The sequence below is a fragment of the Streptomyces sp. SA15 genome, from assembly GCF_002291145.1.
In the GTDB taxonomy this organism is placed as follows: domain Bacteria; phylum Actinomycetota; class Actinomycetes; order Streptomycetales; family Streptomycetaceae; genus Streptomyces.
In genome coordinates, this window is record NZ_NTGE01000140.1 from 1 (window position 1) to 25,629 (window position 25,629).

A 25,629-nucleotide genomic window follows, 5' to 3' on the forward strand; every position below is an offset into this window, starting at 1 on the left:
ATGAGGGGTTAAGGCTCCCAGTAGACGACTGGGTTGATAGGCCGGATATGGAAGCACCGCAAGGTGTGGAGTTGACCGGTACTAATAGGCCGAGGGCTTGTCCTCAGTTGCTCGCGTCCACTGTGTTGGTTCTGAAACCACGAACAGCCCCGTACCCGGTTCAGGGTGTGGTGCGGCGTTCACAGTTTCATAGTGTTTCGGTGGTTATAGCGTGAGGGAAACGCCCGGTTACATTCCGAACCCGGAAGCTAAGCCTTACAGCGCCGATGGTACTGCAGGGGGGACCCTGTGGGAGAGTAGGACGCCGCCGAACAATTCTTGAGAAAACCCCGTACCGGGATGGTGCGGGGTTTTCTGCATTTCAGAGTCGTTTAGGGTCGTGGCATGCGCTACGACCTGGTTATCTTCGACAACGACGGCGTCCTCGTCGACAGTGAGCCGATTTCCAACCGGCTGCTGGCCGCCTATCTGACCGAGCTCGGGCATCCGACCTCGTACCAGGACTCCATCCGGGACTACATGGGGTCCGCGATGCACCGGGTCCACGACCTGGTCCAGGAGCGGACGGGGCGGCGGTTGCCCGAGGAGTTCGACGACGTCTTCCACGGGCGGGTGTTCGCTGCCTTCGAGCGGGAGTTGGAGCCGGTGCCAGGGGCCGTCGGTGTGCTCGAGAAGCTGGCCGCGGGCGGGGTGCCGTACTGTGTGGCGTCTTCCGGGAGCCATGAGCGGATTCGGGTGGGGCATCGGAAGACCGGGTTGGACCGGTGGTTCGAGGACGGGCGGATCTTCAGTTCGCAGGATGTGGGGCGGGGGAAGCCGGCGCCGGATCTGTTCCTGCACGCGGCCAGGCAGATGGGGGTCTCGGCCGAGAAGTGTGTCGTGATCGAGGACAGTCCGCTGGGTGTGCGGGCGGCTGTCGCGGCCGGGATGGACGTGTACGGGTTCACCGCCATGACGCCGGCCGCCAAGCTGGTCGGGGCTACTGAACTCTTCTCGGACCTGGGGGAGTTGGCTGACCTGCTGGTCTGACATTTGTCATGCCGAGGTCCGGACGATCGTTTCTACTGGCGTCCGGGGGCAGCCGCGAAGCTGACGGCATGACGAAGAAGATGAAGGCCTTCGCACCGCTCGTCGTGGACGTGGCGGTGCCGATCGGGTCGTACTACCTGTTCAAGGACGGGTTCGGGATGAGCACCCTGGCCGCGCTGGGGTTGAGCAGTGTGGTGCCGGCCGTGCGGACCGGGTGGAGTGTGGTGAAGGATCGGGCGGTGAACGGGCTTGCCGCGCTGATCCTCTTCGTGAATGTGGTGGGGCTGCTGCTGAGCTTCGTCGCCGGGGATCCGCGGCTGATGCTGGTCAAGGAAAGCGCGATCAGCAGTGCGGTCGCGGTGGGTGTGCTGGTGTCCGTGGCGGTGGGGAAGCCGATGATGAGCGCCGCGATGAAGCCTTGGCTGATGAAGGGGGACGCGCGGAGGGAGGCCGCCTGGGGGCGGTTGCAGAGTGGGTCGGCGGAGTTCCGGCGGGCCGAGCGGATGTTCTCCGTGGTGTGGGGTGTCGTGCTGCTCGGTGAGTGTGTGGCGCGGGTCGTGGGGGCGTACACGCTGCCGGTGGACACGATGATGTGGCTCGGGACCGTCATCGTGATCGCTGCCCTGGCTGTGGGTTTCGTCGTCAGCGGGGCCGTCGCCGCCGGACCCATGGCGGCCATGGTCGCCGCGGAGGTCTGCGCCGAGGACTGCGACAGGCGGGCGAGTGTTGCCGCGGCTCCCGCGGTCGCCGGGGCGGAGTGAGCCGTAAAGCTGAGAGGAATTCATCTTCGGCTGGACCTACCCACGAGTACACCGGGGCCCTTACGCTCGCCGCCATGACTGATGTGCTGCGGCGCGGCAGGGCCTCGCTGGCGTTCAGCTTCTTCGCGCAGGGTGTCGCCTTTGCTCTGCTGGTGACGCGGATCCCCGCCATCCAGGACCGGCACGGGGTGTCCGACGCGCTGCTGCCCGCCTTCCTGGCCGCGGTGCCGATCCTCGCCGGGGTCGGGAGCGTGAGCACCGAGAAGCTGGTGAAGCGGGTGCCGCCCAGTCGGGTGTTGCGCTGGTCCCAGCCCGTGGTGCTCCTGGCGCTGCTCGGGGTGGGGGCGGGGGACCGGATGGTCGTGCTGGCGGTCTCGCTGGCCGCGTTCGGGCTGGCCGTGGGTGCGTTGGACTCCTCGATGAACATGCTCGGGGTGAGCCTGCAGCGGTCGTACGGGCGGAGCATCATGCTCAGCTTCCATGCCGCGTACAGCCTGGGCGGGATTCTGGGGGCCTCGCTGGCGTGGGTGGGGGCGCACTGGGATCTGGCGTTGTGGGTGTCGTATCTGCCGGTCGTGGTGGTGCTGTTGCCGGCCGCGCTGGTCGGGAGTCGGTGGTACGTCGACGGGGAGGCCGGCGTCGTAGGGGGGCCGTCGGAGAAGGAGGCGGGGGGCGAGGGTGGGCCCGTCGTCTTCAAGATGCTGTTGCCGCTGTGTCTGGTGATGTGCTTCGCGTACATCGGGGACTCGACCGTCTCCAACTGGAGTGCGAAGTATCTGCAGGACGTGCTGGGGAGCAGCGAGCAGCTGGCGACCGTGCCGTACAACGTGTACATGGTGACCACGCTGTTGGGGCGGGCCATCGGGGACTTCGGGGTGCGGCGGTTCGGGGCCGTGACGGTCGTCAGGGGTGGGGCGCTTGTGGCGGCGCTCGGGTTCGCCGTGGTGGCCGTGGCGCCCGGGGCGTGGGTCGGGATGCTCGGGTTCACGCTGCTGGGGCTGGGGTTGTGTGTGCTGGTGCCGCAGACGTTCGCGGCGGCCGGGCGGTTGTTCCCCGGGGCTTCGGATGTGGCCGTGGCGCGACTCAATGTGTTCAATTACGTGGGGTTCTTGATCGGGTCGCCGTTGGTGGGGGCGTTGGGGGACGTCTGGAGTTATCGCGGGGCCATGCTTGTGCCGATGGTGTTGGTGCTGGTGACGCTCGTGTACGCCCGGTCGTTCGATGCTCAACCGGACCGATACGGTGGCGGGCATGAGCGGCCGCGCACAGCTGATGTGGGACGAGGCAGTAACGGGCTATGACTTCGGTCCGGACCATCCGATGGATCCGGTTCGGCTTGCCCTGACGAGGAGTCTCGTTCAGGCCTTCGGGCTTGATCGGGAAGTGGATGTCGTGGCCGCCAAGGCGGCCGGGGAGTCGACCTTGCGGCTCGTGCACCGGGAGGACTACGTCGAGGCCGTGAAGGCGGCGTCGGTGGATCCGAGGGGGGCGGACGGGTCGTACGGGCTGGGGACCATGGACGATCCGGCCTTCGCCGGGATGCACGAGGTGTCCGCGTTGATCGCGGGGCAGTCGGTGGGGGCGGCGGAGGCCGTGTGGCGGGGGGAGGCGCTGCATGCGGTGAACTTCGCGGGTGGTCTGCATCATGCGATGCCGGGGGGTGCGTCGGGGTTCTGTATCTACAACGACGCGTCGCTGGCCATTGCTCGGTTGCTGGAGCTGGGGGCTGAGCGGGTCGCCTATGTGGATGTCGATGTGCATCACGGGGACGGGGTGCAGGCGGCGTTCTGGGAGGATCCGCGGGTTCTGACGATCTCGCTGCACGAGCATCCTCGGACGTTGTTTCCGCAGACCGGGTGGCCGGAGGAGACGGGGGCGGAGTCCGCGGAGGGGTCGGCCGTGAATGTCGCGTTGCCGGCGGGGACCGGGGATGCGGGGTGGTTGCGGGCGTTTCATGCGGTCGTGCCGGAGGTTATTGCCGACTTTCGGCCTCAGGTGCTGGTGACTCAGCATGGGGCGGATACGCATTTCGAGGATCCGTTGGCGCATTTGGCTGTGTCGCTTGATGCGCAGCGGGCTGTGCAGGTTGCTTGTCATGACTTGGCGCACGAGTACGCCGATGGGCGGTGGGTGGCGCTGGGTGGGGGTGGATACGCGGTGGTGGATGTGGTGCCGCGGTCGTGGACTCATCTGGTGGGGATTGCCGCGGGGCGGCCCGTGGAGCCGGAGGCGATGATTCCGGAGGGGTGGCGGCAGGAGGTGTTCGCTCGGACGCGGCAGTTGGCGCCGGTGCGGATGACCGATGGGCGGTGGCCTGTGGCTTGGGGTGATTGGGAGGCGGGGTACGACCCTGCGGATCGGTTGGATCAGGCGGTGTTGGCGGCTCGGCGGGCGGTGTTTCCGTTGCGGGGGTTGTTGGCGTAGGTGGGTGGACGGCTTTTCTGTGCGGACTGACGGCGTCGGCTGGGCGGGTGCACGGGCCACCGCCCGCTTTCCCGTCGCCCGGCGTCGTGGCTGAGGCCGGGTAGGTCGCGCGGCCCGGCGCTGACGGGGTGCCGCTGCGCCCACCCGTGCCGCCCCAGCGGCACGACTGCCCGCAGCTATGCCGGATGGGCGGGGCGGGTTGCCAGCGGCGTGACGGGGACGGCTGTCCGCAGCTATGCCGGATGGGAGGGCTCGGCTGCCTGCGGTGTGACGGGGGTCGGTTGCTCGCAGCTGTGCCGGATGGGCCGGGAGCGGGGTGTCCGCAGCTATGCCAGGTGCGAGGGCCCGGCTGCCCGAGGCGCGAGGGGGACGGGTGCTCGCGGCTATGCCGGATGGGCCGGGAGCGGGGTGTCCGCAGCTATGCCAGATGGGAGGGGCCCGGCCGCACGAGGCGCGACGGGACTGCTGCTCGCAGCTATGCCGGATGGGAGGGGCTCGGCTGCCTGTGGCGCGAGGGGGGCGGTTGCTCGCAGTTGTGCCGGATGGGCCGGAGCGGGCTGTCTGCGGCTGCGTCGGGTGGGCGGGGGCGGGCCGTCTGCGGTCTGATGAGGGCGGCTGCGCGCAGCATGACCGCCATTACGCCAACTGTGCGGTGTTTTCCCGTTCGTATCGCGGCCCCGTTCCCCGTCCGTCAGCATCGCACCGTGTTGAGTACCGGTGCCCTGCGTGCCCATCTTCTCGCTGCTCGGCTTGCCGGGGTTGTGGCGACCTCTCGGGAGGAGAGTCTGCGGAGTTATCGGTTGTTCGCCGCTCGTGATCCTCGGGTGCTGATCGGGATTGATCCTGAATGGGCTTGGGGGGAGCGGGATTTGATTCGGTTGATGGCGGATAGGTGTGGGGTTTCGGCCGATCCCCGTCACAGGTCCGGTCATGATGTGATCGATCCGGAGCTGACGGTGGCCGCCCTGGAGGCGTTCGCGGAGCGGCTCGCCGTGGCTGCCCGGAGCCGCGCCACGGTCCTCCTGGGTACCGGGCACCCCCATCGGCTGCTCGGCTTCTACGCCGCCTTGGCGGACGCGCTGTCGGCGGCGGGATGTGCCGTTCTCACCCCGGCGCAGGGTCGCTGTGTCGACATAACGACCCGGTTCGGTCTACGTACGCACAACCTTGACTACGTACGAGGAGTCGCGCTGGTGCGGGAACCTGGCGTGCCTCGCCCCGGTTGTGCGACCGGCGCACACACGCACTCGCCGCTCCCGGTTCGGACCGCGCTGGCCGCGGCCGCCGAGGCCGGCGGGCCGCTTCCGGAGCTGGTGATCGGGGACCACGGGTGGGTCTGCGGAGCAGGTCAGCTGGGGTTCGAGGCCATCGGGCTGGCCGATACGGACGACCCCGCCCTCTTCGTCGGGGAGGCCGAGGGGCGCGTGTCCGTCGTCGTTCCACTTGATGACGCTGTGCGGTCTGATTACTACCGGCCGCTGACCCGCTACGTACTCAATCGAGCGTGTCTGTCACAGTAGGCCGCCGATGGGTGCACCTCTTCCCCACTTGCATCACCCGCCCCTACATTGGGGAGTGAGCACGCAGCGACGAAGAGTCACCGGAAGGGGAAGCCGGTGGCCGTCGGTCGAGTGCGGAAGGTTCAGGTGTGTCATGGCTGCTGAGCAGAGGCCTCTGAGCGAGGTTCAGTTCCTTACCGTGGCGGAAGTCGCCTCGGTGATGCGAGTGTCCAAGATGACCGTGTACCGCTTGGTGCACAGCGGTCATCTGCCCGCGATCCGGGTGGGGCGGTCCTTCCGCGTCCCGGAGAACGCGGTTCACGAGTACCTCCGCGAGAGTTACGTGGGGGTGGAAACCGCCTGACGACGGTGATCCGGGTGGGTCGGGGAGATCCTCAGGGCTTTTCGAGGGTCTCCCCGATTCCCCCCTGATCCCCTCTGATCACCTCGATTACGACCTCAGCGCTCGGACGGGTAGGCTGGCCCCTCGTAGGTCGTATGGGCCCATGGCGCCCAAACACCGAGTGATGAGAAGTGAGCGAGGGTAGTCGTGGGCTCTGTTATCAAGAAGCGGCGCAAGCGGATGGCCAAGAAGAAGCACCGCAAGCTGCTCAAGCGCACGCGCGTTCAGCGTCGCAACAAGAAGTAAGCGACGCCGCGAGAACGTGTTCTGGCCCCCCACCCATGCCGGTGGGGGGCCACACGCGTTGTCGTGGGCTGGATGTCGTCACTTCGTGCAGTGGGCGGTCATCACAGCGCAACAACAAACCGCTAAGTTTGGCCGTACACGGGGAACGCGGCGGAGTACGAGGGCTGGAAGGAAGGCGCTGATCTTGGGCAAGATCGTGCTCGTGACCGGAGTGGCCCGGCAACTGGGGGGCCGTTTCGTACGACGCATCCAGCGTGACCCACAGGTGGACCGAGTCGTCGCCGTGGACGCGGTCCCGCCCGAGCACCATCTGGGCGGCGCCGACTTCATCCAGGCCGACCTCCGGCAGCCCACCATCGCGCGCGTGCTGGCCGAGACGGCCGCCGACACGGTCGTCCACCTGGACGTGACCGCGACCGCGCTGGGCAGCGGCAGCCGGACCACGGTCAAGGAGACCAACGTCATCGGCACCATGCAGCTGCTGGGCGCCTGTCAGAAGTCGCCGACCGTCAAGCGGCTCGTGGTGAAGTCCAGTACCAATGTGTATGGGTCCGCGCCCCGTGATCCCGCCGTCTTCACCGAGACGACGCCGCCCAAGTCGCTGCCCAGCGGCGGCTTCGCCAAGGACACGGTCGAGGTCGAGGGGTACGTACGCGGCTTCGCGCGTCGCCGGCCCGATGTCGCCGTGTGCGTGCTGCGGTTCGCCAACATCCTCGGCCCTACCGCCGACACGCCGCTCGCCTCGTACTTCTCGCTGCCCGTCCTGCCGACGGTGTTCGGCTACGACCCCCGGCTGCAGTTCGTGCACGAGGACGACGTGATCGAGGTGCTGCGGATCGCCTCGCACGAACCGGCGCGGGGCACGCTCAACAGCGGCACCTTCAACATCGCCGGCGACGGCGTCCTGCTGCTCTCCCAGTGCTCCCGGCGCCTTGGACGGCCCACGGTGCCGCTGCTGCTTCCCGCGGTCACCTGGGCGGGCTCGCTGGTGCGTACGCTGGGTATGACGGACTTCTCGCCGGAACAGATCCGGCTGCTCACGCACGGCCGGGTCGTGGCGACGGACCAGATGCGTGAGACGCTCGGCTTCAAGCCGAAGTACACGACGGCGGAGACCTTCGCGGACTTCGCACACAGCCGCGGACCCGGACTCCTGCCGCCGGAGGCCCTTGCGGGGGCCGTCGACCGGATCGCCGCGCTGCCCCTCGCGGGCGGCGGCCACCCCCCGACGCAGAGCGCCAACTGAGGAGCGCATCAACGATGGCGGATGCCAAGGTCATTCCGTTCGACGACGACCGGTCCCGCGGGAGCGCCGTACAGCGGCCGCCGCGGCGCCGGAGCGCGGGGAGCCGGCGCAAGGGCACGGAATCCGCGCTGGTACGTGAGGTCCAGCCCCTGCCCAGCAGGGCGCCCGCGCAGGATGATGTTCCTGTGACCCGTGAGGAACAGCCGCCCGAGCAGCACCGGCACACCGGCGACCACGGCGGCCTGGAGAAGCGCATCGCGGGCGGCCTGTCCTTCCTGCGCCGCCGCCTCACCGGGGACTACGAGGTCGACGACTTCGGCTACGACGAGGAGCTGACCGACCAGGTCCTGATGTCCCTGCTGCGCCCGGTGTACGAGAAGTACTTCCGGGTCGAGGTGAAGGGCGTGGAGAACATCCCGTCCGAGGGCGGCGCGCTGATCGTCGCCAACCACTCCGGGACGCTGCCGCTGGACGGCCTGATGATGCAGGTCGCCGTCCACGACCACCACCCCTCTGGGCGGCATCTCCGCCTGCTCGCCGCCGACCTGGTCTTCATGCTGCCGGTGGTCAACGAACTGGCCCGCAAGCTGGGCCACACCCTGGCCTGCGCGGAGGACGCCGAACGCCTCCTCGGGCAGGGCGAGCTCGTCGGGGTCATGCCGGAGGGCTTCAAGGGCATCGGGAAGCCCTTCAGCGAGCGCTACAAGCTCCAGCGCTTCGGCCGCGGCGGCTTCGTCTCCACGGCGCTGCGCCAGGGCGCCCCGATCATCCCGTGCTCGATCGTCGGGGCCGAGGAGATCTACCCGATGATCGGCAACGCCAAGACGCTGGCCCGGGTCCTCGGCTTCCCGTACTTCCCGCTCACACCGACGTTCCCCTGGCTGGGCCCGCTCGGCGCGATCCCGCTGCCGACGAAGTGGACGATCCAGTTCGGCGAGCCGATCCACACGGACGGCTATCCGCCGGAGGCGGCCGAGGACCCAATGCTGATGTTCAACCTGACCGACCAGGTCAGGGAACAGATCCAGCACACGCTGTACAAGTTGTTGGTGCAGCGGAGGTCGGTGTTCTTCTAGGTCTACGACGACCACGGCGCCCTTCATCTACGACGATGGGGGCGCCCTTCGTGAGAAGGGCGCCCCCATGGCCGTACGGACGGCGGCGTCTACCCCGCGTCCTCGCCCTCGATGCCCAATCCGGGCAGCAGGCCGGGGAGGAGCGGTGGGACCGTGACGTCCGTCCCGCCGGTCGGGGGCTTGCTGGTGGACGGTGACGCGCTGCCGGTGTCCTTCGGCGGGTCGAGCAGGCCGCCGGTGTTGCCGCCCAGCAGGCCGCTGCCGCCCTCGCTGCCGGAACCGGCCGACTTGCTGGGGCTGTTGCTGCCGGTGCCGGTGCTTTCGGAGGAGCCGCCGCTGCCGGTGCTGGGCGCCTTCGACCGGCCGGGACCGGACGATGTGTCGGAGGGCGTGGACCCGGAGCCCTGCCGCCGACCGCTTCCGTCGCCGCCCTGGGCCGGGGGCTGCGGGAGCAGGGACTGCAGCGGGGCGACCTCTTCGTCTATGGCGTCGAAGACCGACGACACCTGCTCGCTGACGTCACCGAGCTGGACGGGCAGCTTGTCGCGCAGTGCGCCCCAGGCGTCGCGGTGCGAGCGGGAGAAGGTGTCGAGGGCCTGGATGGGGCCCAGGGAGTCGGGGTCGCGCTGATACGCGGCGGTCAGCAGGCGGTGGCCCTCGGAGGCGTCGTGCCGCATGCCGGACAGGGCGCGGCGGATCTCGCCGAGGGACTCGTGGTCGAGGTCGCCGCCGCGGCCACGCTCCATCAGCCGGCGGGCTTCGCCGAGCCGTGTGGAGGCCTGGTCGAGGTAGGTCCGGCCGCGCTCGTCGTCACCGTCGGACAGGTGGTTGAGCTTGAAGTCCTCGATGCCCCGCTTGAGGCCGTACAGCGAGTCGCCGGGCAGGGCGTCGGAGCTGGCGGCGGCGACTCCGCCGAAGGCTCCCGCGGCCACGCCGACGCTGAGTCCGCCGGCGGCGAGGCCCTTGGTCAGTCGCGAACGCGGCCGGAGCTTGCCCAACGGGCTGCCCCGGTGAGCTCCCTGCCGGTGGGAGCGCTGCCCGGGTAGCGAAGAGTCCGCTGCCTCGCCTCCGGCGGTGCCCTCCAGCAGCATGGCCTCCATGGCGGCCACGAGCTGGGCCCGCTGGACGACCTTGACCTCGGGGTCCAGCTCAGGTTTGGGCAGCTCGCCGAGACCGGTGGCGAGGGCCAGTAGCCGGCCCTGCTCGGTCTGTTCCGCAGCAGCCGGGGACGGCGGTGGTCCTTCGGACTGCTCGGCCGCCGTGCCCCGGTCGGACTGCTCCTCCAGGGCCTGGGCGAAGGCGTTCGCCCGCCGGTGCGCCGATACGTTCGCGATCACTGGCGGCACCTCCTCTCGTCATGACGGTCGACTCCCCAGGGGGTCCTGAGGGTTGCACGCCCTGACCACAAGCACACGATCGGGTGATCGAAGTCGGCCAGGTAGTGACCACAGGGAGCCTGCATCCCGCACAACGAGTGGCGCGGCACTTGGGTTACGGACGGAGAATGATCGGGTCGGGGAGCCAACGGACTGTCACCGAAAGCGAGTTGAAGGTCACGGAACGTGCGCTGTCAGCGCGCGTCGTCCGGGAGGAGCCGGGCGAGGGTGCGCACGGCCCGGTATTGGAGGGTCTTGATGGCGCCCTCGTTCTTGCCCATCACACGGGCGGTCTCGGCGACGGAGAGGCCCTGGAGGAAGCGGAGCGTCACACACTCCTGCTGCTGGGGATTGAGCCGTCGTACGGCATCCAGGAGAGCGGCGTTGGAGAGGGACTCCAGGACGGAGTCCTCGGGAGACCGCTCGACCTCGTTGGCGTCGAGCATCTCGCCGGTGGTCACCTCCAGCCGGAAACGACTCGACTTGAAATGGTCGGCGACGAGATTGCGGGCGATCGTGACCAGCCACGCCCCGAAGTCCCGCCCCTGCCAGGTGAAGGTGCCGATCCGCCGCAGTGCCCGCAGAAAGGTCTCGCTCGTGAGGTCCTCGGCGGTCGCCTTCCCTCCCACTCGGTAGTAGATGTACCGGTACACGGTGTCGCTGTACTGGTCGTAGAGGCGGCCGAAGGCGTCGGCCTCGCCCGCCTGTGCGCGCTCGACGAGATCCATCATCCGAGCGCTGTCGCTGTCGGCAGCCGGCCGCCGAGCGGTGGCGGCACCACTCGAACGCCCCCGTCTGCCGACAGCGGCGCTGCCGTCGGCGAGCGCGTAGCACGGGCCGACGGGGGTGGTGGCTACGGCGAGGGCAGGGACGGCGTACGCGGTGGGGACGAAGCCGCGCAACAGGTCTTGGACCGTTGCGCGCAGCGTAGCCAGGCCCGAGGCGTCAACCCCGACGTGTGGGTACACGGGACTCCCAGAGGCAGAGCTTCCATCAGTGCAGTGCGGGACCTTTCACCCGTCGTAGCGACGGAGGGGGTACCGGTTTGCGTCTGAGGAGAATAACGCTTAGTACAGGTGCTGCTACACCCAGTTGCTCTATTCATCGATTACGTCGCTTCTGTAACCGAATGACGCCCGATCAAGTGCCGCACAGTGACCGGTTGTTGATCAGAACGGTGCATGTTCCGTCTGGGTCCGGGGCGTGTTGTGGCCGTGTGCAGCCAATGGGACTGGACAGGGGGGTTGCGGGTATGACTTGGGGATTGGGCGGGGTGTGGCGGGCGTGATCGGAAGTGTCGCCCGGCGTGGGGGCCGGCCTCGCTGCGGGCTCCGCGCCCGGACAAGCGCTACGCGCGACCCGCTACCGCCGCCGCCGGTGCAACGCGATAGCCGCAGCCGTGCCTCCGGCCACCGCCCCCACGCCCGCCGCCGCCGGAATGCCGACCTTCGCCGCCTTGCGGCCCGTGCGGTAGTCGCGCAGGCGCCAGTCCAGCTGTCGCGCGTGCTTGCGCAGCTTTGTGTCCGGGTTGATCGCGTAGGGGTGGCCGACCAGCGACAGCATCGGGATGTCGTTGTGCGAGTCGCTGTACGCGGCGCACCGGGAGAGGTCCAGCCCCTCCGCCACCGCCAGCGCCCGCACCGCCTCCGCCTTGGCCGGCCCGTGCAGCGGCTCGCCCACCAGCTTGCCCGTGTACACGCCGTCGACCGACTCGGCCACCGTTCCCAGTGCCCCCGTCAGTCCCAGCCGCCGAGCGATCACCGTCGCGATCTCGACCGGGGCCGCGGTGACCAGCCACACCTTCTGGCCGGCGTCCAGGTGTGCCTGCGCCAACGCCCGCGTACCCGGCCAGATCCGCTCGGCCATGTACTCGTCGTAGATCTCCTCGCCGATCGACATCAGCTCGGAGACGCGGTGGCCCTGGACGATGGAGAGGGCCGAGTCGCGGGCCTCCTGCATGTGCTCGGGGTCCTCGACGCCGGCCAGCCGGAACCACGCCTGCTGCCACGCGAACTTCGCGAGGTCGCGGGTCTCGAAGAACTTCCGCTTGTACAGGCCCCGCCCGAAGTGGAACAGCGCGGCGCCCTGCATCACGGTGTTGTCCAGGTCGAAGAAGGCGGCGGCATGCGCGTCGCCGGGGACCGGGAACTCCGGTTCCTCACCGGAAACGTCCTGCGTGGACTTGCGCGCTGCCTCCGCCGAGGCCTCGCCTGCCAGCACGCTGCGCGCTGTGGCGGAGCGCCTACGGGGAGTGAGCCATCCGAGAGCGGCCATGGCGTGAGCATAGCCAGTTTGTTCGGTGGTTCCTCAGTCGTGAGGTTTGAAGGGTGTGAACTCTCCACGACCGGCCCGTTAAACAGGCGGAGAATGGCCGACATGAGTTCCCTCTTTCGTCGTAGCGCCCCGAGCGCGCCGCAGGCACCGAACGTCCCCCGGGACCGTCTCGTCACTCTCATCCGTAAGCCGGGCTGCCATCTGTGTGATGACGCACAGGTCGTGGTCGAGAAGGTCTGCGCCGATCTGGGGGTCCCCTGGGAGAAGAAGGACATCACCCAGGACACCCAACTCCACGATCAGTACTGGGAACAGATCCCTGTCGTACTCGTCGACGGGGAACAGCACACCTTCTGGCGCGTGAACGAACAGCGCCTGAGGAAGGCCCTGACCGAGTAGTCCAACTGGACCAGAACGTCGCTTAGGATCGACGGCGACTGGGTCTCGGGGGCGGGAATCGTTGAGGAGAGTGTGCGGTTTTGCCCCCAAGAGAAGAGGAACGGTGGTGCGGATGCGCCGGTTCCACACCCGTGCGCCGGGGGCGCGTGACCCCGGTCACGTTGGCCGGGCAAAACGGACACCATCTTTGTGCACGCGTTCACAAAGACATAGCCTGCATTCGACGGGGCGGTCTAGGTACGTGTGACCGCCTGCAGCCCCGCTCTACCCGCAGGAGCACCGTGGCAACTGGCCGAACTCACCGACCGGCGACCCGTAGCCGAGGGATTCCCGAGGCCACCGTCGCCCGGCTTCCGCTGTACCTCCGAGCCCTCACCGCGCTGTCGGAGCGCTCAGTGCCCACGGTCTCCTCCGAGGAGCTCGCGGCCGCCGCGGGGGTCAACTCCGCGAAGCTGCGCAAGGACTTCTCGTACCTCGGCTCCTACGGGACCAGGGGCGTCGGCTACGACGTCGAGTATCTCGTCTACCAGATCTCCCGCGAACTCGGCCTCACCCAGGACTGGCCGGTCGTGATCGTCGGTATCGGTAACCTCGGCGCCGCCCTCGCCAACTACGGCGGGTTCGCCTCCCGTGGGTTCCGGGTCGCGGCCCTCATCGACGCCGATCCCGCGATGGCCGGAAAGCCGGTGGCCGGGATCCCCGTCCAGCACACGGACGAACTCGAGAAGATCATCAAGGACAACGGCGTGTCGATCGGTGTCATCGCCACGCCCGCCGGCGCCGCCCAGCAGGTCTGCGACCGCCTGGTCGCCGCCGGGGTGAGCTCCATCCTGAACTTCGCGCCGACCGTGCTGTCCGTCCCGGACGGCGTCGACGTGCGCAAGGTCGACCTCTCCATCGAGCTGCAGATCCTCGCCTTCCACGAGCAGCGCAAGGCCGGTGAGGAGGCCGCCGCCCTGCGCGACGGCACCGGACCGGTCGCCGCCACCCGCGAGGACTCCGCCGACAAGGGACCAGACGGGGATGTCCCCGCCGTGATGCCGGCATGAGTCTCCTCGTTGTCGGGCTGAGCCACCGCAGCGCCCCGGTCAGCGTGCTGGAGCGGGCCGCGCTGAGCGCGGACGCCCAGATCAAGCTGCTCCAGGACACGGTCGCGGCGGAGCCGGCCACCGAGGCCGCGGTGCTCGCCACCTGCAACCGCATCGAGCTGTACGCCGACGTGGACAAGTTCCACGCCGGTGTCGCCGAGCTGTCCACGCTGCTCGCCCAGCACAGCGGGGTCGGCCTGGAGGAGCTCACTCCCTACCTCTACGTGCACTACGAGGACCGGGCCGTCCACCACCTGTTCTCGGTGGCGTGCGGGCTGGACTCGATGGTCGTCGGCGAGGGCCAGATCCTCGGCCAGATAAAGGACTCCCTGGCCAAGGCGCAGGACGTGCACAGCGCGGGCCGCCTCCTGAACGACCTGTTCCAGCAGGCCCTGCGCGTCGGCAAGCGCGCCCACTCCGAGACCGGCATCGACCGCGCCGGGCAGTCCCTGGTCACCTTCGGCCTGGAACAGCTGGCGGCGGGCCAGGCGGTCGAGAAGTGGGCCAAGGGCAAGAAGGCCCTGGTCATCGGCGCCGGCTCGATGTCGTCCCTGGCCGCGGCCACGCTCGCGCGGGCCGGGGTCGCCGAGATCGTGATCGCCAACCGCACGCACGACCGCGCCGACCGCCTCGCACAGATCCTCACCGAGGGTGACGACACGGACGTGCTGGCCCGCGCGGTACCGATGGAATCGGTGCCGGCCGAGCTGACACGTGCCGACGTCACCGTCTCCTGCACCGGCGCGACGGGACTCGTCCTGACGGCCGAATCGGTCGCGGCCGCGGTGGAGGGCCGTACGGGAGAGCCCGTCACACACAGCCGTACGGCTTCGGGCGCCGACTCCGGTCGTAATACCACGTCGGCCGCCGGACGCGGCGAGCTCCCGCCCACCAGCATCGGCGCCGAGGACGGCTGTCCGCTCGACCTGCCCGCCGTGCAGGCGACCGCCGGGTTCTCCGTGCTCGGCGAGGCGGCCGTGGCCGGTATGGCCGCCTCCGACCTGGAACAGCACGCGGCGTGGGTGGACAACGCCCCGCGTCAGCAGAACTCCGCCCCGGCCCCGGCGGGCGCCCTCACCACGCTCGACCCGGCCGAGGAGGCGGACGCCATCGCCGCGCTCGCCGCCGCCGTCGCGGTCGTCGGACGCGTGCCCGAGCGGCGCAAGCCCGAGCCGGTCGCCGAGATCCCGCGGCCCGAGCCGGTGTTCTTCCTGCTCGACCTCGCCATGCCGCGTGACATCGACGCGGCCGTGCACCGGCTGACCGGGGTGCGGCTCGTCGACATCGAGTCGCTCGCGGAGGCCTCCGCCAACGCTCCCATGGCTGCCGACGTCGACCAGGTCCGCCGTATCGTCTCCGACGAGGTCGCGGCCTTCGGGGCGGCCCTGCGGGCCGCGCACATCACGCCCACCGTGGTCGCCCTGCGGACGATGGCCGCCGATGTCGTGGCGAACGAGATCGCCCGGCTCGAGGGGCGGCTGCCCGGCCTGGACGACAAGCACCGCGGTGAGATCGCGCAGACCGTCAAGCGTGTGGTCGACAAGCTGCTGCACGCGCCGACCGTACGGGTCAAGCAGCTCGCGGCCGAGCCCGGCGGCGCCGGGTACGCGGACGCGCTGCGCACCCTGTTCGACCTCGACCCCGAGACGGTGGCCGCCGTCTCCCGCGCCGAGGACAGCACCGAGAAGAACGGCAAGAACCGAGGGCCGGAATGACTCAGAAGGCATTGAGGCTCGGGACCAGGCGAAGCAGGCTCGCCCTGGCCCAGTCCGGGCAGGTGGCGGACGCCGTGAGCCAGGTGACCGGACGGCCCGTCGAGCTCGTCGAGATCACCACGTACGGCGATGTCTCCCGCGAGGCGCTCGCGCAGATCGGCGGCACGGGGGTCTTCGTGACCGCTTTGCGGGAGGCGCTGCTCAAGGGCGAGGTCGACTTCGCGGTGCACTCGCTGAAGGACCTGCCCACCGGGCAGCCGGACCAGCTGGCGCTGGCCGCGATCCCCGTGCGCGAGGACCCGCGCGATGTGATCGTCGCCCGGGACGCGCTGAAGCTCACCGACCTGCCGCGCGGGGCGCGCATCGGTACGGGTTCGCCGCGGCGGATGGCCCAGTTGAACGCGTACGCGCGCGGCCACGGGCTGGACATCGAGACGGTTCCGATCCGCGGGAACGTCGACACCCGGATCGGGTTCGTGCGGGACGGCGAGCTGGACGCCGTGGTGCTGGCCGCGGCCGGTTTGCAGCGCATCGGCCGGATCGACGAAGTGACCGACTTCCTGTCGGTCGACACGGTTTTGCCCGCCCCCGGCCAGGGGGCACTGGCGATCGAGTGTGCCGCGGACCACGCGGGCCTGATCGCAGCGCTCGGCGAGCTCGACGACCCGTTCACGCGGGCCGCCGTCACCGCCGAACGGTCACTGCTCGCCGCCCTGGAGGCCGGCTGCAGTGCCCCTGTGGGGGCGCTGGCCGACCTGTTGGCCGACGGGCAGATTGTCAAGGAAATGCGCCTGCGGGGCGTCGTCGGCACGACCGACGGCACTCGCACGGTGCAGCTGTCCACCACCGGTCCCGTGCCCGAGACGGACGACCAGGCAATGGCGCTCGGTCGCGAACTCGCCACCGAGATGCTTGCCCAGGGCGCGGCCGGTCTGATGGGGGAGCGAGCACATTGAGCCCCACCACCCTTTCCGCCGGTCCTGAACACGGGCACGTCACCTTCCTTGGTGCCGGACCCGGGGATCCGGGACTACTGACTCTGCGCGCCGTCGAGGCGCTGGCGCACGCGGACGTTCTCGTCGCCGGGCACGAAGTGCTCGACGTCGTACGCACGCACGCCAGACAAGGCGTCGCCGTCGTGAACCCGGATTCGGACCCTTCTACGGATACCTCGGATGCCTTTACGGATCCTTCTTCCGGCCCGATTCCGCGCTCAGGCACACCTCAACTGACGGTTGTTGACGGCGCGTCAACAACCGTTGGCGGCCCCGCCGTGCGGGATGCCGCACATCTTGTCATGGAGGCCGCGCGGGGCGGCAGGCGGGTCGTACGTGCGGTGTCCGGGGACCCCGGGCTCGACGCGTACGCCGCCGAGGAGATGCTGGCCTGCGCCGCGGCCGGCGTGCCGTTCGAGGTCGTGCCGGGTGTGGCCGCGGCGGTGGGCGTGCCCGCGTACGCCGGTGTGCCGCTGCGGGACGCCGAAGGCGCGGACGTGCGGTTCGTGGATGCGCGTACGGCCTCCGACCGGTGCTGGACGGAGGTGGGGGCTTCGGACGGGACGGTTGTCGTGTCGACGACCCTCGAATCCGTCGCGGCCGCCGCCGGTGAGCTGGTCTCCGCCGGGCGCAAGCCCGATACGCCGATCACGGTGACCGTGGCCGGTACGACCACTCGGCAGCGGACCTGGACCGCGACTTTGGGGACCATCGCGCAGACCCTGAAGCAGGCCAAGGTGCTGCCGTCGCCGGACGGTGTGCGGCCCGTGATAGCCGTGGTCGGTGAGCGTTCCGCCGCGGCTCAGCGTGAGCAGCTCTCGTGGTTCGAGTCCAAGCCCCTGTTCGGCTGGAAGGTGCTCGTGCCGCGGACGAAGGAGCAGGCGGCTTCGCTCTCCGACCAGCTGCGGTCGTACGGGGCCGTGCCGCACGAGGTGCCGACGATCGCCGTCGAGCCGCCGCGGACGCCCCAGCAGATGGAGCGGGCGGTCAAGGGGCTGGTGACCGGGCGGTACGAGTGGATCGCCTTCACATCGGTCAACGCGGTCAAGGCCGTTCGGGAGAAGTTCGAGGAGTACGGGCTCGATGCTCGGGCCTTCGCCGGGATCAAGGTCGCGGCGGTGGGGGAGCAGACGGCCAAGGCGCTGGTCGCCTTTGGTGTGAAGCCAGATCTGGTGCCGAGCGGGGAGCAGTCGGCGGCCGGCTTGCTGGAGGACTGGCCTCCGTACGATCCGGTGTTCGATCCGATCGACCGGGTGTTCCTGCCTCGGGCCGACATCGCCACGGAGACGCTGGTCGCCGGGCTGATCGAACTCGGGTGGGAGGTCGACGACGTCACCGCCTATCGGACCGTGCGGGCCTCTCCGCCGCCGGCGGAGACCCGGGAGGCGATCAAGGGGGGTGGCTTCGACGCCGTTCTCTTCACGTCGTCGAGCACTGTGCGCAATCTGGTGGGTATCGCCGGTAAGCCGCACAACGTGACCGTGATCGCGTGTATCGGGCCTGCGACCGCGAAGACCGCCGAGGAGCATGGGCTTCGGGTGGATGTGATGGCTCCCGAGCCGTCCGTGCACAAGCTGGCGGAGGCGCTGGCCGAGTTCGGTTTGCGGCGGCGGGCTGCGGCTCTGGATGCCGGGGATCCTGTTACCCGGCCGAGTGAGCGGCGGCCCGGGGCTCGGCGTAGGCGTACGACGACGTAGGCGTACGGCGGCGTGGATGTACGACGACGTAGGCATACGGCGGCGTGGATGTACGACGGCGTAGGCGTCCCGTGTGCCTACGCCGCCGGGGACACCGTGTGGCCGAAGCGGAGTAGGTTCGACGGGTCGTAGACCGACTTGGCGTGCCGGAGGTGGGCGTAGACCTCCGGGGTCCAGGGGCGGGCTCGGTCCTCCTCGTCGCCCGGTGTGCCGTGGATGTTGACCATGGTGTGACCCGTGCTGTACGGGGTCATCGCCGCGTGCAGGTCTCTCGTGGCGCGTTCGATGGCCTCGGCGGCCGGTGGGGCCTCCAGGACGCCCACCGTCTCCAGGAGGTATGTGGCGTCGCGGGCGCAGATCGCGTCCTCGGTCGGGGCCGGGCGGGACAGGGCGCCGCCCATGTGGCGGATTTCGACCATGAGCAGGGGGCAGTCGGGGGCCTCGGGGCCGACCTCGTCCAGGAACGCGCGGATCGCGTCCGGGGGCAGGTCGCGCAGGAGCAGGCACGACTCCCTTGCGGGGAGCGGGTCCTGCGGCTCCAGGTGGATGCGGTCCAGGGCGGTGTAGTCCATCTCTTCGACCGTGTCGACCGCCACCGGGGCGGCTGCGCGGATCGGGGCGATGAGGCGTTCACCGTCTTCCGGGGCGCCGGTCCAGGCGATCGCCACGCGCGCCCAGAAGCCGCCGCGCAGGGGTTCCGGGATCTGGGGGATGGGCGGCAGACGGAGCAGCGTGAAGGCGCTGCACATCTCCTGGGGGACGGTCGGGGTCCACTGGGCCCAGGCGGTGAGGAGGGCTTTCGCCTGGTCGCCGGGGACGTAGATGCCGCCGCCGAGGAGGCGGGACAGTGGGAGCAGGTCGCAGACCAGTTGCGTCACGATGCCGACGTTGCCCTTGCCGCCGCGCAGGGCCCAGAAGAGCTCGGGCTCGTTGGCGGCGTCGGTTTCGTGGAGGGTGCCGTCGGGGGTGACGACCTGGAAGGAGCGGACGTGGTCGGTCGCGTAGCCGTAGGCCCGGCCGAGGACCGGGAGGCCGCCGCCGACCGTGTAGCCGACCGCGCCGGTGTCTGTCGACGTGCCGGTCAGGGCCGCCAGGCCGTGGGGGGCGGCTGCCTCCAGGACGTGGCGCCACTTCGCGCCGGCTGCGATCGTCGCGGTGCGTCGGGCTGGGTCTATGTGTACGTCCGTCATGCGGGCGGTGTTGATCAGCAGGCCTCTGTCCATGGGGAAGTTCGCGCCGTGGCCGGTGGCCTGGACGGCTACGGGGGTGCCGGTGGCGGTGGCCCAGCGCATCGCGGTCGCCACGTCGGCGCCGTCGGTGGCTCCGATGACCACGTCGGGGGTGTGCAGGGCGGCCAGGTTGAAGCCGGTGACCTCTTCGGCGTAGCCGTCTTCGCCGGGGCGTAGGACCGGGCCGTTGATGTCGGAGAGGGCGAAGAGGTCGGGGGTGTCGTGGAGATGGTGGGTGGGGGGCATCGCTTCCTCCTGGGGCGCCTCGGGCTGCGCGGGGAGGCCTTGGTCTTCTGCCTGTACTTTCAGCTTGAACCTGGGCCATGCGGGGCGCATGTGGGGATGCGGGTGCCTCCGGCGGGTGGGCCGGACGCCTGCGGCGGCCTGTGCGGCTACGGTCGGAGCGCGTAGCGCCTCGTGTCGCGTTGGGGGTCGGGCGTACGCGGGTGCGGGCGCTCGCGGGTCCCGCGCGTCGACGTAGCGTCGGCAAAAGGGGTGCCGGGGCGGGCGTAGCGTAGGTGGCATGACGACGTACGGAACCTTCCCCGGCGCGCGGCCGCGGCGGCTGCGGACCACCCCCGTCATGCGGCGCATGGTTGCCGAGACCCGGCTGCATCCGGCCGACTTCATCCTCCCGGCCTTTGTGCGGGAGGGGGCCGCGGAGCCTGTGCCGATCGCGGCCATGCCCGGCGTTGTGCAGCACACGCGGGACAGTCTGAAGAAGGCGGCCGCGGAGGCGGTGGCCGCCGGCCTCTCCGGGATCATGCTGTTCGGCGTTCCGGAGGAGTCGAAGAAGGACGCGGTGGGGACGCCGGGGACCGATCCGGACGGGATTCTGCAGGTCGCCCTTCGTGATGTGCGGGCCGAGGTCGGGGACGAACTGCTCGTCATGTCCGACCTGTGCCTGGACGAGACGACCGACCATGGGCACTGCGGTGTGCTGGATGCTCAGGGGCGTGTCGACAACGACGCGACTCTTGAGCGGTACGCCGAGATGGCTCAGGTGCAGGCCGATGCCGGGGCCCATGTGGTGGGGCCCAGCGGGATGATGGACGGTCAGGTCAGGGTCGTTCGGGATGCCCTTGACCAGATCGGACGGGAAGACGTCGCGATCCTTGCCTATACGGCGAAGTACGCCTCCGCCTTCTACGGGCCCTTCCGGGAGGCTGTCGCCTCGTCGTTGCAGGGAGACCGGAAGACCTATCAGCAGGATCCGGCGAACGTGCGGGAGTCCTTGCGGGAGTTGGCGCTCGACCTCGAAGAGGGCGCCGACATGGTGATGGTGAAGCCCGCGGGGCCGTATCTGGACATCCTGGCCCGGGTCGCGGACGTGGTGGACGTGCCGGTTGCCGCGTATCAGATCTCCGGTGAGTACTCGATGGTCGAGGCCGCCGCCGAGAAGGGGTGGATCGATCGGGACCGGGCCATCCTGGAGACGCTGACCGGGATCAAGCGGGCGGGTGCGCGGAACATCCTCACGTACTGGGCCACGGAGGTCGCTCAGCGGCTGCTGTGACGCAACGGTTCGAGATCGGTGCGGCTACGGCTGGAACTCGGTCCGGGGAACGGCCGGGGGTGTCTCGTTGGCTTTCGGTGGGTTTCGGGGCTTCTCTCGGTGATCTTCTGCGGGTCTGTCCGGAAAATGCCCCTCGGGGATGGGGTGGTTGCTGGGCGTGGGGTGGGGTTGGGGCGATGAGCTGGCGAATGTAACGAATTGACGAGTTCCCGTCAGGTTCCTTATCTTCTGCGCCTGGCCTGATCCATTCGGAGGGGTCTCACATCGATCCCTGGGGGGACACAATGAGCTGGTTCGTCGAGGTACTGAAGAAGTACGCGGTCTTCGCCGGGCGTGCGCGCCGCAAGGAATACTGGATGTTCACGCTGTTCACGGTGATCTTCTACATCGTGCTGGCGGCCGTCGGCTTCGCGATCGACTTCGCCTACCTGCCGGTCATCTTCGAGCTCGCGATCCTGCTGCCCACGTTGGGTGTCACGGTGCGCCGCCTGCACGACACGGGCCGCACCGGCTGGTGGGTCCTCATCGGTCTGATCCCGCTCGTCGGCGCCATCGTGATGCTGGTCTTCCTGTGCAGCGACAGCGAGTCGGGTCAGAACAAGTACGGCCCGAACCCGAAGGAAGTTCCTGCCTTCGCCTGAGGTTCCGTGTGCTTCGAGGCCGCCCGTTGTCATCCGGGCGGCCTTCGGCTTGTTCGGCCTTGTGCGGTGTGAAGGCCGCCCCGGCCTTGGGTGTGGCCGGGCCTTCGTCTCGTACGCCTTCCCCGTCGGGCAGATGCTGTGAAATGTGGGGGCGGGCACCATCAAGTTCCGCCGGGAGTTAGGTTGTTGACCGCTCGTCCGCCGACTCTTTTCCAGGGAGACGTCCATGTCCGGTGACGCCCTCAGCCTCGACCCCGCCGAGCTGAGAAGGAGGATCGACACCACCAAGGCCCACCCGGCCCGCGTCTACGACGTCTTCCTGGGCGGCAAGGACAACTACCCGGTCGACCGCGACGCGGCCGCCGCCGCGCTCGCCGCCAATCCGCGGGGCTATCTCGACGTACGGCACAACCGTGACTTCATGCGCCGGGCGGTGAACACGCTGGCGCAGCAGGACGGCATTCGTCAGTTCCTCGACATCGGCACCGGGCTGCCGACCGCGGAGAACGTCCACCAGATCGTCCAGCGCACCAACCCGGACGCGCGGGTGGTGTACGTCGACAACGACCCCGTCGTCCTCGCCCACGCGCGCGCCCTGCTCACCAGCGGACCCGAGGGCCGTACCGACTACATCGACGCCGACTTCAAGAACCCGGCGCACATCCTCGAACAGGCCGCGAAGACCCTGGACTTCGACGAGCCGGTCGCGCTGTGCCTGGTGGCGATCCTGCACTTCGTGGAGGACGAGGAGGCGTACCCGATCGTGCGCGAGCTGATGGACGCGCTGCCCTCCGGCAGCCGGCTCGTCCTCAGTCACCTCACCGAGGACCTCAATCCGGAGAACATCCGGGCGGTGCAGCGGACGTACACCGAGCGCGGGTTCACCTTCGTGCTGCGGGCCAAGGCGGAGGTCGAGCGCTTCTTCGCCGAGAGTTCCCTGGAACTGGCCGAGCCGGGAGTCGTGCCGGCCCACCACTGGCGGGCGGACAACGCGGCGCCCGTGCCGGAGCAGCCCGAAGCCTCTTATCTGGCGGGCCTCGATGCCATCGAGAAGGTGCGCTATGCCGACATCAACGACGTCACGGACGCGGACATCAATGTGTACGCGGGGGTGGGGGCGAAGGCGTGAGGCCGTGATCCGCGCCGACCGGCGCGTCCGTATCCCGGAAAGCTGCTTGTAGGCGGCAGGTACCTCTCTAGGCTGCCGGGCACGAGTCGCCTCGCAGCCTAAGGAGCCGTGTCATGACGGTCACCGAGCCCGTGCCCACGTCCGCCCCCTTGCCGCCTCTCGCCGCGCGGGCCCGGTCGATCGGGGGTTCGCCGGTACGGGACATCCTCGCCGTCACCGCCCGCCCCGAGGTGATCAACTTCGCGGGCGGGCTGCCGGCGCCGGAGCTGTTCGACCAGGAGGGCGTCGCGGCCGCGTTCCGTGACGTGCTCGCCGAGACGCCCGGGCGGGCGCTGCAGTACTCCACGACCGAGGGTGAGCCCGGGCTGCGGGCCGCGCTCGCCGAGCGCACGGCGGTGCGCGGGCTCGCCACGGACGCCGACGACATCCTCATCACCACCGGGTCCCAGCAGGCGCTGTCCCTGCTCGCCACCGCGCTGGTGGAACCCGGGGACACGGTCCTCGTCGAAAACCCCTGTTATCTGGCGGCACTTCAGGTCTTCGGGTTCGCGGGCGCGCGGGTCGTGGCCGTGCCCGGGGACGAGGAGGGGCTGGACCCCGAGGCGCTCGAGGAACTGGTGGTACGGGAGCGGCCCAAGCTGCTCTACACCGTGCCCACCTTCCAGAACCCGACCGGCCGCACCCTGCCGGCCGAACGCCGGGCCGCCGTGGCCTGCGTCGCCGCCCGCCGGGGGCTGTGGATCGTCGAGGACGACCCGTACGGCGAGCTGCGCTTCGAGGGCGAGCGGGTGCCGTGGATCGCCTCCTACGAACAGGCCCGCGACCGAGTCGTCCTGCTCGGCTCCTTCTCCAAGGTCATGGCGCCGGGGCTGCGCCTCGGGTGGCTGCGGGCGCCCGGTGAACTGCGCCGGGCCTGCGTGGTCGCCAAGCAGGCCGCCGACCTGCACACCGCCACCGTCAACCAGCTCGCCGCCACACGGTACTTGGCGGACCGGGACCTGGACGCCCACGTCGAGAGGGTCGCCGGGGTGTACCGGGAGCGGCGGGACGCGATGCTGGGCGGGCTGCCCCAGGCCCTCCCCGCGGGCTCGACCTGGACGCGTCCCGAGGGCGGGATGTTCCTCTGGGCCCGGCTGCCGTCGTCGTACGACACGACGGAGCTGCTGGAGAAGGTGGTGCGGCATGACGTGGCTTACGTTCCGGGGGCGCCCTTCTATGCCGGTGAGGCCGATCGGTCGACCCTGCGGCTGTGCTTCGTGACGCAGACGCCGGGGGAGATCGGGGAAGGGCTGCGGAGGTTGGGGGAGGGGCTGCGGGGCTGAGGGCGAGCCTTACACCATCGTGTGATGTTCGTCGGGCGGGGGTGCAAGCGGATCCGACTGGTGAGACAACAAGCGGTATGGCAACCAGTGAGCTCACCGTGACCGTGCCCGACGATCTGCTGCGAACGGCACGAGAGGCGGCTGACGGCAACCTTTCCGCCTATATGGCCAGGGCCATAAGAGACCAGCTCGTACGCGATGCCATGACGATGTACGCCGAGGACACGGTCCGGCTCGGCGATGACCTGGACGACCTCTACAGCGCGGCGGAGGAAGACCTGTGCGACCGCTGAAGCGCGGGCAGGTGTGGACCGTCCCCACGGTGGGTCGGGACCGCGCGGTGGTGATCGTCCAGAAACGATCACGTCGCTGAACTGCATCCGGGCGCCGTCCTCTGTGCCCTGCTCGACACGTCCGGTGACCGGCGCGAGTCGCTGGTCACCGTGCGGGTCACGACGCCGCTGCGCGGCGTCGTTCTAGCGCCGGACTTGTACAACTTCCGGCTCACTCGCTTCGAGCAGGGCAAACATCACGGCGATATCCCCCGTGATCAGATGGACCGGGTCGACATCGCGCTGCGAGCGGTGCTGAACCTGTAGGAGGCCTCTCCTGATGCCGGTCAGTCCCACCAGAAGGACCAGATCCGCTGACCCAGCACCTCGTGCTCGGCGTACTCGCGCAGCGCCTCGTGATGCCCCTGGGTGATGTTGTCCGGGCAGAACGCGAAGTGCTCGGCGGCGACCGCCTCGGCCATCTCCCGGGTCGTGGGTGGAGCGGCGACGGACACGACCAGCTGGTCGAAGGTGAGGGCGAGGACGCGTATGCCGAAGCGGTCCTCCCAGGAGCGGAGTACGGAGCAGAGGCGGGCCGTGTCGCCCTCGTAGTTCAGCGGGCCCGTCCAGCCGATGGCCGCCGGAATGTCGGCGCTGCGGCGGGCCGGGACCAGGGCGAGACGCGGTTCCTTGAACCAGGAGCCCTCATCGAGGAGGGAATCGGCGATCTCGGCGGCGCGGGCGTCGGGGTCGGCGGTGAGGGAGGCGGCGGCCGGGGCGAGGCCGGGCCACGTCGGGCCGAAGGGGGCCACCGTCTCGTCGAGGGACCGGGGCTCGCCGAAGAGTTCTACGACGGTTTCCTTGCCCGGGTAGTCCTCGTCGGCGCCGAGTTCGTCGGCCGCGTACTCCTCCCAGAACTCCGCCAGCACCTCCTGCGGGTCGTGATCTCCGGGATAGGACATCTCCCCGGGCATCAACTCCCACTCGTCCGGCCCGCCTTGAGTGCCGCCGACGTCTATCAGCACCGGCAGCAGGCCCTTTCGCCCGGCAGGCGTGCCCAGTGCCGTCCAGGCGCCGGAGGACGCGGCGTACTCGGCATGCCACAGCAGCGGTTCGTGCCACGGGCCGTCGTCCGTCGCGTCGATCAGTCTCCCGAGCGGGAGTTCAAGGCCGAGGGAACGGCCGCTCGGGTCGGTCGCCAGCCGGGGCAGGGGGTTGGGAAGAGTCGCCATGTCGGTGACTGTAGGGGGTGCCACTGACAACGGCTCTTCGCAGCCGACCGGCCCCCCGGC

General features: G+C 69.6%; 25 protein-coding genes and 2 rRNA genes. 22 read left to right on the forward strand and 5 right to left on the reverse strand.

The genetic code is table 11. The features are described 5' to 3' along the window. The 11 genes from CLM62_RS50825 to CLM62_RS32135 form a co-directional block, all read left to right on the forward strand. Positions 1–105, forward strand: a 23S ribosomal RNA gene (locus CLM62_RS50825); the annotation flags it as partial. 91 nt (positions 106–196) lie between these two features. Next, a 5S ribosomal RNA gene (gene rrf / locus CLM62_RS32090) occupies positions 197–313 on the forward strand. Positions 314–384: 71 nt separating this feature from the next. After that, positions 385–1,029, forward strand: coding sequence for an HAD family phosphatase (locus tag CLM62_RS32095; RefSeq protein ID WP_095753402.1), 645 nt, complete (start codon positions 385–387; stop codon positions 1,027–1,029). Positions 1,030–1,097: 68 nt separating this feature from the next. Then, positions 1,098–1,790 (forward strand): VC0807 family protein, encoded by a 693-nt coding sequence (locus CLM62_RS32100; protein WP_095753403.1) that lies wholly within the window; start codon positions 1,098–1,100, stop codon positions 1,788–1,790. Between the two features lie 74 nt (positions 1,791–1,864). Continuing rightward, positions 1,865–3,091 (forward strand): MFS transporter, encoded by a 1,227-nt coding sequence (locus tag CLM62_RS32105; RefSeq protein ID WP_095753404.1) that lies wholly within the window; start codon positions 1,865–1,867, stop codon positions 3,089–3,091. Further along, positions 3,042–4,214, forward strand: a complete 1,173-nt coding sequence (locus CLM62_RS32110; RefSeq protein ID WP_095753405.1) for an acetoin utilization protein AcuC — start codon at positions 3,042–3,044, stop codon at positions 4,212–4,214. The genes CLM62_RS32105 and CLM62_RS32110 overlap by 50 nt, the downstream gene beginning before the upstream one ends. A 704-nt stretch (positions 4,215–4,918) precedes the next feature. Continuing rightward, the gene (locus CLM62_RS32115) at positions 4,919–5,734 is read left to right on the forward strand and encodes a phosphatase (protein ID WP_095753470.1); all 816 of its coding nucleotides are present in this window, start codon (positions 4,919–4,921) and stop codon (positions 5,732–5,734) included. Between the two features lie 133 nt (positions 5,735–5,867). After that, complete coding sequence (locus CLM62_RS32120; protein WP_016437488.1) at positions 5,868–6,077, forward strand: helix-turn-helix domain-containing protein; 210 nt, start codon at positions 5,868–5,870, stop codon at positions 6,075–6,077. 186 nt (positions 6,078–6,263) lie between these two features. Next, positions 6,264–6,362, forward strand: a complete 99-nt coding sequence (locus CLM62_RS32125; protein WP_003948845.1) for a 30S ribosomal protein bS22 — start codon at positions 6,264–6,266, stop codon at positions 6,360–6,362. A gap of 184 nt (positions 6,363–6,546) precedes the next feature. Further along, positions 6,547–7,608 (forward strand): NAD-dependent epimerase/dehydratase family protein, encoded by a 1,062-nt coding sequence (locus CLM62_RS32130; RefSeq protein ID WP_095753406.1) that lies wholly within the window; start codon positions 6,547–6,549, stop codon positions 7,606–7,608. A gap of 14 nt (positions 7,609–7,622) precedes the next feature. Further along, the gene (locus CLM62_RS32135) at positions 7,623–8,684 is read left to right on the forward strand and encodes a lysophospholipid acyltransferase family protein (RefSeq protein WP_095753407.1); all 1,062 of its coding nucleotides are present in this window, start codon (positions 7,623–7,625) and stop codon (positions 8,682–8,684) included. 89 nt (positions 8,685–8,773) lie between these two features. Here CLM62_RS32135 and CLM62_RS32140 read toward each other — a convergent pair whose 3' ends face one another. The 3 genes from CLM62_RS32140 to CLM62_RS32150 all read right to left on the reverse strand — a co-directional run bounded on the left by CLM62_RS32140 (position 8,774) and on the right by CLM62_RS32150 (position 12,334). Continuing rightward, positions 8,774–10,021, reverse strand: coding sequence for a DUF5667 domain-containing protein (locus tag CLM62_RS32140; protein WP_095753408.1), 1,248 nt, complete (start codon positions 10,019–10,021; stop codon positions 8,774–8,776). Positions 10,022–10,254: 233 nt separating this feature from the next. Further along, a complete protein-coding gene (locus tag CLM62_RS32145) occupies positions 10,255–11,028 on the reverse strand; it encodes an ECF subfamily RNA polymerase sigma factor, BldN family (RefSeq protein ID WP_095753409.1) in 774 nt (257 codons plus the stop codon). Between the two features lie 394 nt (positions 11,029–11,422). Continuing rightward, the gene (locus CLM62_RS32150) at positions 11,423–12,334 is read right to left on the reverse strand and encodes an HAD family phosphatase (protein WP_095753410.1); all 912 of its coding nucleotides are present in this window, start codon (positions 12,332–12,334) and stop codon (positions 11,423–11,425) included. A 93-nt stretch (positions 12,335–12,427) separates the two neighbouring features. Here CLM62_RS32150 and CLM62_RS32155 point away from each other — a divergent pair, with 93 nt between their 5' ends. The 5 genes from CLM62_RS32155 (at position 12,428) to CLM62_RS32175 (ending at position 18,228) form a co-directional block, all read left to right on the forward strand. Continuing rightward, complete coding sequence (locus CLM62_RS32155) at positions 12,428–12,733, forward strand: glutaredoxin family protein (protein WP_095753411.1); 306 nt, start codon at positions 12,428–12,430, stop codon at positions 12,731–12,733. A gap of 281 nt (positions 12,734–13,014) precedes the next feature. After that, complete coding sequence (locus CLM62_RS32160; protein ID WP_095753412.1) at positions 13,015–13,782, forward strand: redox-sensing transcriptional repressor Rex; 768 nt, start codon at positions 13,015–13,017, stop codon at positions 13,780–13,782. Next, a complete protein-coding gene (locus CLM62_RS32165; RefSeq protein WP_095753413.1) occupies positions 13,779–15,536 on the forward strand; it encodes a glutamyl-tRNA reductase in 1,758 nt (585 codons plus the stop codon). Before CLM62_RS32160 ends, CLM62_RS32165 begins: the two co-directional genes overlap by 4 nt. Further along, on the forward strand, positions 15,533–16,492 hold the full coding sequence (gene hemC / locus CLM62_RS32170) for a hydroxymethylbilane synthase (RefSeq protein WP_095753414.1): 960 nt from the start codon (positions 15,533–15,535) through the stop codon (positions 16,490–16,492). Before CLM62_RS32165 ends, hemC begins: the two co-directional genes overlap by 4 nt. Next, on the forward strand, positions 16,489–18,228 hold the full coding sequence (locus CLM62_RS32175; RefSeq protein ID WP_095753415.1) for a bifunctional uroporphyrinogen-III C-methyltransferase/uroporphyrinogen-III synthase: 1,740 nt from the start codon (positions 16,489–16,491) through the stop codon (positions 18,226–18,228). Before hemC ends, CLM62_RS32175 begins: the two co-directional genes overlap by 4 nt. A gap of 77 nt (positions 18,229–18,305) precedes the next feature. Here CLM62_RS32175 and CLM62_RS32180 read toward each other — a convergent pair whose 3' ends face one another. Continuing rightward, entirely contained in the window at positions 18,306–19,703 is a 1,398-nt protein-coding gene (locus CLM62_RS32180; protein WP_095753416.1) for an FAD-binding oxidoreductase, read from the reverse strand. Between the two features lie 277 nt (positions 19,704–19,980). Here CLM62_RS32180 and hemB point away from each other — a divergent pair, with 277 nt between their 5' ends. The 6 genes from hemB to CLM62_RS50320 all read left to right on the forward strand — a co-directional run bounded on the left by hemB (position 19,981) and on the right by CLM62_RS50320 (position 24,664). Next, the gene (hemB, locus tag CLM62_RS32185) at positions 19,981–20,973 is read left to right on the forward strand and encodes a porphobilinogen synthase (RefSeq protein WP_095753417.1); all 993 of its coding nucleotides are present in this window, start codon (positions 19,981–19,983) and stop codon (positions 20,971–20,973) included. A 284-nt stretch (positions 20,974–21,257) separates the two neighbouring features. Beyond that, on the forward strand, positions 21,258–21,614 hold the full coding sequence (locus CLM62_RS32190) for a DUF805 domain-containing protein (protein WP_095753418.1): 357 nt from the start codon (positions 21,258–21,260) through the stop codon (positions 21,612–21,614). A gap of 226 nt (positions 21,615–21,840) precedes the next feature. Next, positions 21,841–22,743, forward strand: a complete 903-nt coding sequence (locus CLM62_RS32195) for an SAM-dependent methyltransferase (protein ID WP_095753419.1) — start codon at positions 21,841–21,843, stop codon at positions 22,741–22,743. 113 nt (positions 22,744–22,856) lie between these two features. Then, a complete protein-coding gene (locus CLM62_RS32200) occupies positions 22,857–24,065 on the forward strand; it encodes a PLP-dependent aminotransferase family protein (RefSeq protein WP_095753420.1) in 1,209 nt (402 codons plus the stop codon). Between the two features lie 77 nt (positions 24,066–24,142). Next, positions 24,143–24,358 (forward strand): hypothetical protein, encoded by a 216-nt coding sequence (locus tag CLM62_RS32205; RefSeq protein WP_095753421.1) that lies wholly within the window; start codon positions 24,143–24,145, stop codon positions 24,356–24,358. Positions 24,359–24,508: 150 nt separating this feature from the next. Then, positions 24,509–24,664: a hypothetical protein gene (locus CLM62_RS50320; RefSeq protein ID WP_179382312.1), complete on the forward strand. Its 156-nt coding sequence runs from the start codon at positions 24,509–24,511 to the stop codon at positions 24,662–24,664. A gap of 20 nt (positions 24,665–24,684) precedes the next feature. On the opposite strand, the gene CLM62_RS32210 is transcribed toward CLM62_RS50320, so the two are convergent. Then, positions 24,685–25,569, reverse strand: a complete 885-nt coding sequence (locus CLM62_RS32210) for a DUF4253 domain-containing protein (RefSeq protein WP_095753422.1) — start codon at positions 25,567–25,569, stop codon at positions 24,685–24,687. Positions 25,570–25,629: the final 60 nt, after the last annotated feature.

What these genes read in the sequence shown, in the direction of transcription:
- CLM62_RS32095 (WP_095753402.1), top strand. Translation starts at nt 385, where the DNA reads ATGCGCTACGACCTGGTTATCTTCGACAACGACGGCGTCCTCGTCGAC.
- CLM62_RS32100 (WP_095753403.1), top strand. Translation starts at nt 1,098, where the DNA reads ATGACGAAGAAGATGAAGGCCTTCGCACCGCTCGTCGTGGACGTGGCG.
- CLM62_RS32105 (WP_095753404.1), top strand. Translation starts at nt 1,865, where the DNA reads ATGACTGATGTGCTGCGGCGCGGCAGGGCCTCGCTGGCGTTCAGCTTC.
- CLM62_RS32110 (WP_095753405.1), top strand. Translation starts at nt 3,042, where the DNA reads ATGAGCGGCCGCGCACAGCTGATGTGGGACGAGGCAGTAACGGGCTAT.
- CLM62_RS32120 (WP_016437488.1), top strand. Translation starts at nt 5,868, where the DNA reads ATGGCTGCTGAGCAGAGGCCTCTGAGCGAGGTTCAGTTCCTTACCGTG.
- CLM62_RS32135 (WP_095753407.1), top strand. Translation starts at nt 7,623, where the DNA reads ATGGCGGATGCCAAGGTCATTCCGTTCGACGACGACCGGTCCCGCGGG.
- CLM62_RS32150 (WP_095753410.1), bottom strand. Translation starts at nt 12,334, where the DNA reads ATGGCCGCTCTCGGATGGCTCACTCCCCGTAGGCGCTCCGCCACAGCG.
- CLM62_RS32155 (WP_095753411.1), top strand. Translation starts at nt 12,428, where the DNA reads ATGGCCGACATGAGTTCCCTCTTTCGTCGTAGCGCCCCGAGCGCGCCG.
- CLM62_RS32165 (WP_095753413.1), top strand. Translation starts at nt 13,779, where the DNA reads ATGAGTCTCCTCGTTGTCGGGCTGAGCCACCGCAGCGCCCCGGTCAGC.
- hemC (WP_095753414.1), top strand. Translation starts at nt 15,533, where the DNA reads ATGACTCAGAAGGCATTGAGGCTCGGGACCAGGCGAAGCAGGCTCGCC.
- CLM62_RS32180 (WP_095753416.1), bottom strand. Translation starts at nt 19,703, where the DNA reads ATGCCCCCCACCCACCATCTCCACGACACCCCCGACCTCTTCGCCCTC.
- hemB (WP_095753417.1), top strand. Translation starts at nt 19,981, where the DNA reads ATGACGACGTACGGAACCTTCCCCGGCGCGCGGCCGCGGCGGCTGCGG.
- CLM62_RS32190 (WP_095753418.1), top strand. Translation starts at nt 21,258, where the DNA reads ATGAGCTGGTTCGTCGAGGTACTGAAGAAGTACGCGGTCTTCGCCGGG.
- CLM62_RS32195 (WP_095753419.1), top strand. Translation starts at nt 21,841, where the DNA reads ATGTCCGGTGACGCCCTCAGCCTCGACCCCGCCGAGCTGAGAAGGAGG.
- CLM62_RS32200 (WP_095753420.1), top strand. Translation starts at nt 22,857, where the DNA reads ATGACGGTCACCGAGCCCGTGCCCACGTCCGCCCCCTTGCCGCCTCTC.
- CLM62_RS32205 (WP_095753421.1), top strand. Translation starts at nt 24,143, where the DNA reads ATGGCAACCAGTGAGCTCACCGTGACCGTGCCCGACGATCTGCTGCGA.
- CLM62_RS32210 (WP_095753422.1), bottom strand. Translation starts at nt 25,569, where the DNA reads ATGGCGACTCTTCCCAACCCCCTGCCCCGGCTGGCGACCGACCCGAGC.